This is a genomic window from Intrasporangium sp. (genome assembly GCF_051961875.1).
Lineage (GTDB): Bacteria > Actinomycetota > Actinomycetes > Actinomycetales > Dermatophilaceae > Intrasporangium_A.
The window spans coordinates 1-8,583 of record NZ_JBQCCV010000285.1 but is presented as its reverse complement, the minus strand read 5'-3'; the positions used below and the strand labels follow the sequence as shown (position 1 = coordinate 8,583).

Annotated in this window: 7 protein-coding genes; 3 read left to right on the top strand and 4 right to left on the bottom strand. The window is 72.2% G+C overall.

The features are described 5' to 3' along the window. From ACTHJJ_RS17870 to uxaC, 3 genes are all read right to left on the bottom strand, one after another. Positions 1 to 735 (bottom strand): FGGY family carbohydrate kinase (locus ACTHJJ_RS17870; RefSeq protein WP_440304297.1); only part of this gene is annotated, 735 nt, incomplete at its 3' end. Then, on the bottom strand, positions 732 to 2,195 hold the full coding sequence (locus ACTHJJ_RS17865; RefSeq protein WP_440304296.1) for a mannitol dehydrogenase family protein: 1,464 nt from the start codon (positions 2,193 to 2,195) through the stop codon (positions 732 to 734). The genes ACTHJJ_RS17870 and ACTHJJ_RS17865, both read right to left, overlap by 4 nt. Beyond that, entirely contained in the window at positions 2,192 to 3,610 is a 1,419-nt protein-coding gene (gene uxaC, locus ACTHJJ_RS17860; RefSeq protein WP_440304295.1) for a glucuronate isomerase, read from the bottom strand. Before uxaC ends, ACTHJJ_RS17865 begins: the two co-directional genes overlap by 4 nt. A gap of 109 nt (positions 3,611 to 3,719) precedes the next feature. On the opposite strand from uxaC, the gene ACTHJJ_RS17855 reads away from it, so the two are divergent. After that, positions 3,720 to 5,018, top strand: a complete 1,299-nt coding sequence (locus ACTHJJ_RS17855) for a lactate racemase domain-containing protein (RefSeq protein WP_440304294.1) — start codon at positions 3,720 to 3,722, stop codon at positions 5,016 to 5,018. On the opposite strand, the gene ACTHJJ_RS17850 is transcribed toward ACTHJJ_RS17855, so the two are convergent. Then, on the bottom strand, positions 4,919 to 5,992 hold the full coding sequence (locus ACTHJJ_RS17850; protein ID WP_440304293.1) for a LacI family DNA-binding transcriptional regulator: 1,074 nt from the start codon (positions 5,990 to 5,992) through the stop codon (positions 4,919 to 4,921). The genes ACTHJJ_RS17855 and ACTHJJ_RS17850 overlap by 100 nt on opposite strands. Positions 5,993 to 6,104: 112 nt before the next feature. Between ACTHJJ_RS17850 and uidA the strand changes: the two genes are divergently transcribed. Next, entirely contained in the window at positions 6,105 to 7,883 is a 1,779-nt protein-coding gene (gene uidA, locus ACTHJJ_RS17845; RefSeq protein WP_440304292.1) for a beta-glucuronidase, read from the top strand. 58 nt (positions 7,884 to 7,941) lie between these two features. Further along, positions 7,942 to 8,583: NAD(P)-binding domain-containing protein (locus ACTHJJ_RS17840; protein WP_440304291.1), on the top strand; the 642-nt coding region annotated here is incomplete at its 3' end.

The following is an 8,583-nucleotide window of genomic DNA, read 5'->3' as shown; positions in this document are numbered from 1 at the left end:
GCCGGCGCCGACGACGACCGGGGTGCCGGCCGGCAACACGCCCTCCGAGGCGACCGCCTCGGAAATTGGTAGGACGTCGGTCGTCGCGAGCACCGGCGGGAGCTGGTCGAGCCGGATGCCGGCGAGGGCGACCGCGTCCGGGTCCCAGCGGCGGGTGTTGCTGTCGAGCAGGCCGGTCCCGCTCGCCGAGGACAGCTCGGTGACCAGGCGGCCGGTCAGGGCGTGGAGGACGAGGTCCTTCAGGCCCGCCCAGGTCGTCGCACGCGCGGCGAGGTCGGGCTCGTTCCGGGAGAACCAGCGCAGCTTGGTCAGCGGCGCCATCGAGTGGACGGGGGTGCCGCTGGTGCGCTGCAGCTCGGCAGCCCGGGGCGTGGCGCGCAGCTCCCGGACAATGTCGCGGGCCCGGGCGTCGGCCCACGTGACGATCGGGGTGAGCGGGCGGGCGTCCCCGTCGAGGCCGATCACGGCGTGCATCGCCGTGCTGACCGAGAGCGCGACGACGGTGGCGCCGGAGAGTCCGGCGACGCAGTCCCGCAGGGCGGCGATCGTGCCGGCGGTCACGGCCTCCGGGTCCTGCACCCGCCATCCCGACTGGGGCCGGACGAGCGGGTACTCCCGGGAGCCCTGGGAGACCTCGCCGACCGTGCCGTCGGGGTGCACGTCGAAGGCGACGACCTTGGCCGCCGTGGTCCCGACGTCGACCCCGATGACGACCTCGCGGCCGGTCGCCGTCACGCGCCGTCCCGGGACTCGAAGCCGGTGAGCTGGCGCTCGACGGTCTCGGCGAGCCGGCCGTCCTGGGCGTCGGGGTCGAGCCCGAGCCAGGTCAGCGTCCCGCGGACCGCCTCGACGGGGCTGCCTTGGCCGAGCGGGGTGACCTCATCGGCGTGCGCGTCGTTGACCGGGGCGCCGTGGCCGCGCAGGTGAGCGAGCCAGGCCGCGAGGATGCGCGTCCCGCCCTCGGCCACCCGGCCCTCGTCGAGCTCGGCACGGACGACGGGCACGGCCCTGATCGGGATCTTCTGCGAGCCGTCCGCGGCGATCTGGGCCAGCAGGTGCCTGATCTGCCCGTTGCGGTACCGGTCGAGCAGGGCCTGCCGGTATGCCGCGACGTCGTCCTCGGGCAGGCTCAGATGGGCGCCGGCGGTGTCCCACCACTGCTCGACCCAGCCGAGCACCTCGGGGTCGGCGATGGCGTCGGCCACAGTCTCGTGGCCGAGGATCGAGCCGGCGTAGGCCATCAGCGAGTGCGAGCCGTTGAGCAGCCACAGCTTGCGCTGCTCGAAGGGCCGGACGTCGTCGACGAAGCGGGCGCCGGACGCGTCCCAGCCCGGCCGTCCGGCCGGGAAGCCACCGGCCAGCACCCATTCGGTGAAGGGCTCGGTCGGCACGGTCTCCGGGTCGTCGATGCCGGTCTGGCGGAGGACCTCCTCGCGGTCCGCCTCGGTCGTCCGCGGCGTGATCCGGTCGACCATCGTCGTGACGAAGGAGACGTGCTCGTCGATCCAGTCGACGAGCGACTCGTCGACGAGGCGGGCGAGGTCGCACACGACGCGGGAGACCATCTCGCCGTTGTCGGGCACGTTGTCGTTCGGCACGAGCGCGATGTGCCCCACACCGGCCGCGCGTCGAGCCAAGAGTCCGGCGACGAGCTTGCCCGGCGTGCTCGTGACCGTCCCGCTCGCGGGGTCGGCCGTCAGCGCCTCGATGTCGTCGCGGACGTCCGGCCGCGTGGTGTCGAGACCCCCGGAGGCGTTGCGCCGGTAGCCGGCCTCCGTGACTGTGCTGGTCACGATGACCACCGCGGGGTCGGCGAAGTAGTGCCGGAGCGCGTCGAGGTCCTCGGCCGCGTGCACCGCGCTGAGGGAGGAGATGACCTCGGGCCGGTTGCCCTCCGGACCGCGGATGAGGAGGGTGTAGAGCCCGTCCTGGGGCGCGAGGGCCTCGGCGACGGCGGGCGAGCGGCCGGTGAAGGCGGCGATCCCCCAGCCGTCGGCGTCCGGCGCATGCTCGGTGTACCAGGCGGCGTGGGCCCGGAAGAAGTTGCCGACCCCGAGGTGGACGTGCCGGACCGGGGCGGCCGGGCGCCCGTCGGTCGACCGGGACAGCCGGCGCCCGGCAGCGGCGCCCGACCCCGCTGGGACGTCGGCGGCGCTGGGGGCGGGCTCAGCGGCATACGACTCGTCGTGGCTCACAGCTTGAACACCTGCTTCGGGATGGACGTGACGAGGTCGACGACTGTCTCGAGCGCCTCGTCCTCGCCGAGCCGGTGCTCGGCGACGAGCTGGGCCAGGTAGGCGCTGTCGAGGCGGCGGGACATGTCGTGCCGGGCCGGGATGGAGCAGAAGGCGCGGGTGTCGTCGATGAAGCCGGAGGTCCGGTAGAAGCCGGCCGTCTCGGTCACCGCGCCACGGAAGCGGCGGATCGCCTCGGGGGCGTCGATGAACCACCACGGGACGCCGACGTAGACGGCCGGGTACCAGCCGGCGAGCGGCGCGAGCTCGCGGGAGTAGACCGTCTCGTCGACGGTGAAGAGGACGAGGTGGAAGCCCTCGGTGTCACCGAACCGGTCGAGCAGCGGCTGCAGCCCACGGGTGAACTCCATCGACATCGGGATGTCGTTGCCGGTGTCCGGGCCGAACCGCCGGGTCGAGGCGGTGTCGTGGTTGCGGTAGACGCCGGGGTGCAGCGTCATGACGAGGCCGTCCTCGGTCGCCATCCGGGCCATCTCGACGAGCATGTGGCGGCGGAATGCCGTCGTCTCCGCCTCGGACGCCTCACCCCGGAGGGCGGCCGCGTAGATCCGCTGCGCCTCGGCCTCGTCGAGGTGGAGCGTCACGACATCGGTGTGGCTGTGGTCCGAGGAGACGGCGCCGTGGTCCTTGAAGTAGCGGCGCCGGTTGGCGAGGGCCGCGAGGTATCCCGCGTAGTCCCCCGTGTCGGTGTCGGCCGCCTTGCCCAGCGCGGCCATGAGCTCCGGGAAGTCTGCGCGGCCCGGCTCGAGGTAGCGGTCCGGCCGGAAGGTCGGCACGACCCGGTGCCGGAAGCTCGGGTCGCTGGCGAGCTGCTCGTGGTAGCGCAGGTCGTCGGCGGGGTCGTCGGTGGTCGCGAGGAACTGGATGTCGAAGCGGTCCATCAGGGCGCGCGGCCGGAACTCCGGCGACGCGAGGCGCTCGGCGATCTGGTCGTAGATCCGGTCGGCGCTCTCGGCCGAGGGGACCTCGGTCACCCCGAAGATGTCGACGAGCTCGCTCTCCATCCAGAAACGCACCGGCGTGCCGCGGAAGTCGCGCCAGTGCTCGCAGAACAGGCGCCACGCGCGTCGTGCCCCGGCCTCGTCGAGGGGCGAGCCCCCGGCGCCGACGGCCTCGAGCGGGACGCCCTCGGCGTGGAGCAGGCGGAAGATGTAGTGGTCCGGCGACAGGAGCAGTGAGGTCGGGTCACCGAACGGGGTGTCCTCGGCGAGCCACTGGGGGGGCACGTGGCCGTGCGGCGAGATGATCGGCAGGTCCCGGACGGCGTCATACAGCCGTCGCGCGACGTCTCGCACGCCGGGCTCCGGCGGGAAGAGTCGATCGGGATGCAGGGTCAGGCTCGCCGTCGAGGTCATAGGCCCCATCCTCCCCGAGTCGGCGGGCGGCTTGCCACGCGTTGCCACCTGTTGCCACCTGTTGCAGCGGCCGCTTGCCCGGCGGCGAGGGCACGGCAAGAGTGGGGCCATGACGATCACCGAGGAGTCGCCCAGCGTCGCCGCCCGGCGGGCCACCCGCGTCGGCGGCACGGAGGGCGTGCTGGGCAGCGACGAGGTCCGCGCGTTCATCCGGGAGCAGCTCGACGCGGCCGACCTCGACGGCCGGAGCGTCTGCGTCCTCGTGCCGGACGGCACGCGCACCTGCCCACTGCCGCTCCTGGTCGGTGCCGTCCACGAGGCGCTGCACGGTCGGGCCTCACGGCTGACCGTCCTCGTCGCGCTCGGCACGCACGCCGCCATGAGCGAGCAGCACCTGGCGCGGCACCTCGGCTACGAGGCGGGCCGCCTCGAGGAGACCTATCCCGGGATGACGGTGCTCAACCACGAGTGGTGGAAGCCGGAGATGTTCGCCAACCTCGGCACGATCCCCGCGAGTCGGCTCGAGGAGCTGTCCGAGGGGCGCCTCAGCGTCGACGTGCCGGTCCTGCTCAACAAGGCGGTCGTCGAGCACGACGTCGCCCTCGTCGTCGGGCCGGTGCTGCCGCACGAGGTCGTCGGCATCTCCGGCGGCAACAAGTACTTCTTCCCGGGCGTCGCCGGGCAGCGGATCATCGACGTGTCGCACTGGCTCGGCGCGCTCATCACGTCGGCCGAGATCATCGGGACGACCGGCATCACCCCGGTCCGCGCGCTCATCAACGAGGGCGCCTCGCTCATCCCGGCCGAGAAGCTCGCGTTCTGCGTCGTCGGCGGGACCGGCACCGAGGCGGAGTCGCTCCACTCGGTGTCCTTCGGCGACACGATCGCGTCGTGGGCCAACGCCGCCGAGGTCTGCGCGGAGACGCACGTGACCTACCTCGACAAGCCGGTCCGCACCGTGCTGTCGCTCATCCCCCGCATGTACGAGGACATCTGGACGGGCGCCAAGGGCTTCTACAAGCTCGAGCCGGTCGTCGCCGACGGCGGCGAGGTCATCCTCTACGCCCCGCACATCACGCAGATCTCGGCGATGCACCCGGAGATCAACGAGATCGGCTACCACTGCCGGGACTACTTCGTGAAGCAGTGGGACCGTTTCAAGCACGTCCACTGGGGGACGCTGGCGCACTCCACCCACCTGCGCGGCGCGGGCGGCTACGACGCCGAGACCGGCGAGGAGCGGCTCCGGGTCCAGGTGACCCTCGCGACGGGGATCCCCGAGGAGGTATGCCGGGCGGCGAACCTCGGCTACCGCGACCCCGCGTCGATCGACGTCGCGGCCGCCGAGGCGGACCCGGATGTCTTCGTCGTGCCGCGCGCGGGCGAGGTGCTGTTCCGCCTCCGCTGAGCCGTCGAGCCGCGGACTACGAGCCGGATCGGGAGCACGCGCGGCTCGCGGCTGGGCACGGCACCGCGGACCATGGCGACGAGGTTGCGCACGCCGGCGGTGCCGAGCGCGTGCAGCGGCGCCGCGACGGTGGTCAGCTGGGGCTGGACGATCTCGGCGAGGAGGGTGTCGTCGAAGCCGACGACGCTGAGGTCCTCGGGCACCCGGACGCCGAGGGCGCGCAGCCCGTGCATGAGCCCGATCGCGAGGACGTCGTTGTAGGCGATCACCGCGGTCGCCTCGTGCCTCGCGACCTGCTCGGCGACGGCCTGGCCGGCCCGCAGCGTGGGCGGGGCGTGCGGGTCGATCCGGCGCACCCTGACCTGGAGCTCGTGGGCCGCCTCCCGCAGCGCCTGCCAGCGGGTCCCGTCGGTCCAGCTCGTCTCGGGGCCGGCCAGGTAGAGGACGGACCGGTGCCCGAGCTCGCCGACGTGCTCGAGGGCGCGCCGCACCCCCCGGGCGTTGTCGACGAGGAGGCTCGGCACCTCGGGCAGGGCGCGGTTCAGCACGATGAGCGGCTTCTGCTTCGCCATCATCCGGATGGCGCTGTCCGACATCCGCGAGCTCGTGAGCAGGACGCCGTCGACGCCGGACAGCTCGCGCTCCGTCCACTCGCGCTCGAGCTGGGCGTCCTCCTGCGTGTGCGAGAGCAGGATCGTGTAGCCGAGCTCGCCGGCCGCCTCGTGGGCCCCGCGGATGATCTCGGCGTAGAACGGGTTTGTGATGTCGGTGACAACGAGGGCCAGCGTCCGGGTGCGGGCCGTCGTCACGCCCGGCAGGGCCGACGTCCGGTAGCCGAGCTGCTTGGCGACCTCGAAGATGTGCGCCGCGGTGTCGGCGTTGACCCGCCCCGGGCGAGCGAAGGCCCGCGACACGGTCGAGGCGGACACCCCGGCGGCCTCGGCGACGTCGTAGATGGTCGGACGCCGCTGCATGCCCGACACAGTAGCCGGGCGGCAACTGGTGGCAATCGGTTGGCAGGCCCCCCGATGTCTGCCTGAATGGTGTAGAGCACGACCGCGGCCCACTCCCCGAAAGGTGTCGACCATGCTCCGTCCCCAGGACACCGCCACGCGGGAGAAGAAGCGGCTCGACGGGATCTGGCGCTTCCGGCTCGACCCGGAGTCGCGGGGCCGGCGGGACGGCTGGTTCTCCGGCCCGCTCCCCGAGGCCGGCGACATGGCGGTCCCCGCCAGCTTCAACGACGTGTCGGCCGACCCCGCCGTCCGCGACTACGTCGGTGACGCCTGGTACCAGCGCACGGCCCGGGTCCCCCGGGGCTGGGCGGGCCAGCGGGTCGTCCTGCACTTCGAGTCCGCGACCCACCGGGCGACGGTCTGGGTCGACGACCACGAGGTGGTGAGCCACGAGGGCGGCTACACCCCCTTCGAGGCCGACATCACCGAGTTCGTCACGCCGGGCTCCGAGGTGCGGATCACGGCCTGCGTCAACAACGCGCTCACCTTCCAGACGATCCCTCCCGGCACGACGGAGCAGACGCCGGCCGGGCCCGTCCTGCGCTACTGGCACGACTTCTTCAACTACGCCGGGCTGCACCGGTCGGTCTGGCTCAGCGCCACCCCGCAGGCGCACCTCGACGACATCACCGTCGTCACCGAGCACGACGGGGGCACCGGCACCGTCCGCTACGTCATCGACGGCCGGGACGGCGACGGCCTCGACGTCCGGGTCATCCTCCGGGACGAGTCCGGCGCCGAGGTGGCCCGCGGTGAGGGCGCGGAGGGCGTCCTGTCCGTCCCGGACGCGACGCTGTGGCAGCCGGGCCGCGGCTACCTCTACACGATGGAGGCCCAGCTCGTCCGGGACGACGAGGTCTTCGACAGCTACCTGCAGACGGTCGGCATCCGCACCGTCGAGGTCCGCGGCACGGAGTTCCTCATCAACGGCGAGCCCTTCCACTTCAAGGGCTTCGGCAAGCACGAGGACATCCCGGTCACCGGCAAGGGCCACGACAACGCGTGGATGGTCCACGACTTCCGGCTGCTCGACTGGGTCGGCGCCAACTCGTTCCGGACCTCGCACTACCCCTACTCGGAGGACGTGCTCGACTACGCCGACCGGCACGGCATCGTCGTCATCGACGAGACGGCGGCCGTCGGGCTCAACATGGGCCTCGGCGGCGGCATCTTCGGCTCGCAGGGCTACCAGACGTACAGCCCGGAGACGATCAACGACGAGACCCAGCGGGTGCACGCGCAGGCGATCCGTGAGCTCATCGCCCGGGACAAGAACCACCCGTGCGTCGTCCTCTGGTCGATCGCCAACGAGCCCGAGAGCGACACGGAGGGCGCGGAGGACTACTTCCGCCCGCTCTTCGACGTCGCCCGGGCCGCCGACCCGACCCGGCCGGTGGGCTTCGTCAACGTCATGCTCGCGCCCCACGGCAAGTGCCGGGTCTCGCAGTTCGGCGACGTGCTCATGCTCAACCGCTACTACGGCTGGTACGTCAACACCGGCGACCTCGCAAGCGCGGAGATCGCCTGGCGGGAGGAGCTCGAGGCCTGGGCCACCGACGGGAAGCCGATCATCATCACGGAGTACGGCGCCGACACGCTCTCCGGGCTGCACTCGGTCACGCCCCAGCCGTGGGACGAGGAGTACCAGGTCGCCTACCTCGAGATGAACCACCGCGTCTTCGACTCGGTCCCGGCCGTCGTCGGCGAGCAGATCTGGAACTTCGCCGACTTCAAGACGACGGCCGGCATCATGCGCGTCGACGGCAACAAGAAGGGCGTCTTCACCCGGGACCGGAAGCCGAAGTCCGCCGCCTTCTACATGCGCCGACGGTGGCGCGAGGAGGCCTGAACCGCAAGCCGGCTGAGCGGCATACCCTCGAATCGACCCTCCAGCAAAGGAAAGCATCGTGAGCAACCTCGCCACCATCGGAGTGACCGGACTGGCCGTCATGGGCAGCAACCTCGCCCGCAACCTCGCGCGCAACGGCTACCGCGTCGCCGTGCACAACCGCACGTACGCGAAGACCGCGGCGCTCATGACCGAGCACGGGGCGGAGGGCGACTTCGTCCCGAGCGAGCCGACCGCCGACTTCGTCGCGTCGCTCGAGCGGCCGCGGCGGATCATCGTCATGGTCAAGGCGGGCGGGCCGACCGACGCGGTCATCGACGAGCTCATCCCGCTGCTCGAGGAGGGCGACATCGTCGTCGACGGCGGCAACGCCCACTTCCTCGACACCCGGCGGCGCGAGGAGCGGCTGCGCGAGCACGGCCTCCACTTCGTCGGCACCGGCATCTCCGGCGGTGAGGTCGGCGCCCTCGAGGGCCCGTCGATCATGCCGGGCGGATCCAAGGAGTCGTATGCCGCTCTCGGCCCGATCCTCGAGAAGATCTCCGCGCACGTCGACGGCGAGCCGTGCTGCGCCTGGATGGGCCCGGACGGCGCCGGCGACTTCGTCAAGATGGTGCACAACGGCATCGAGTACGCCGACATGCAGTTCATCGCCGAGTCCTACGACGTGCTCACCGCGGCCGGGCTCTCCGCGGGGGAC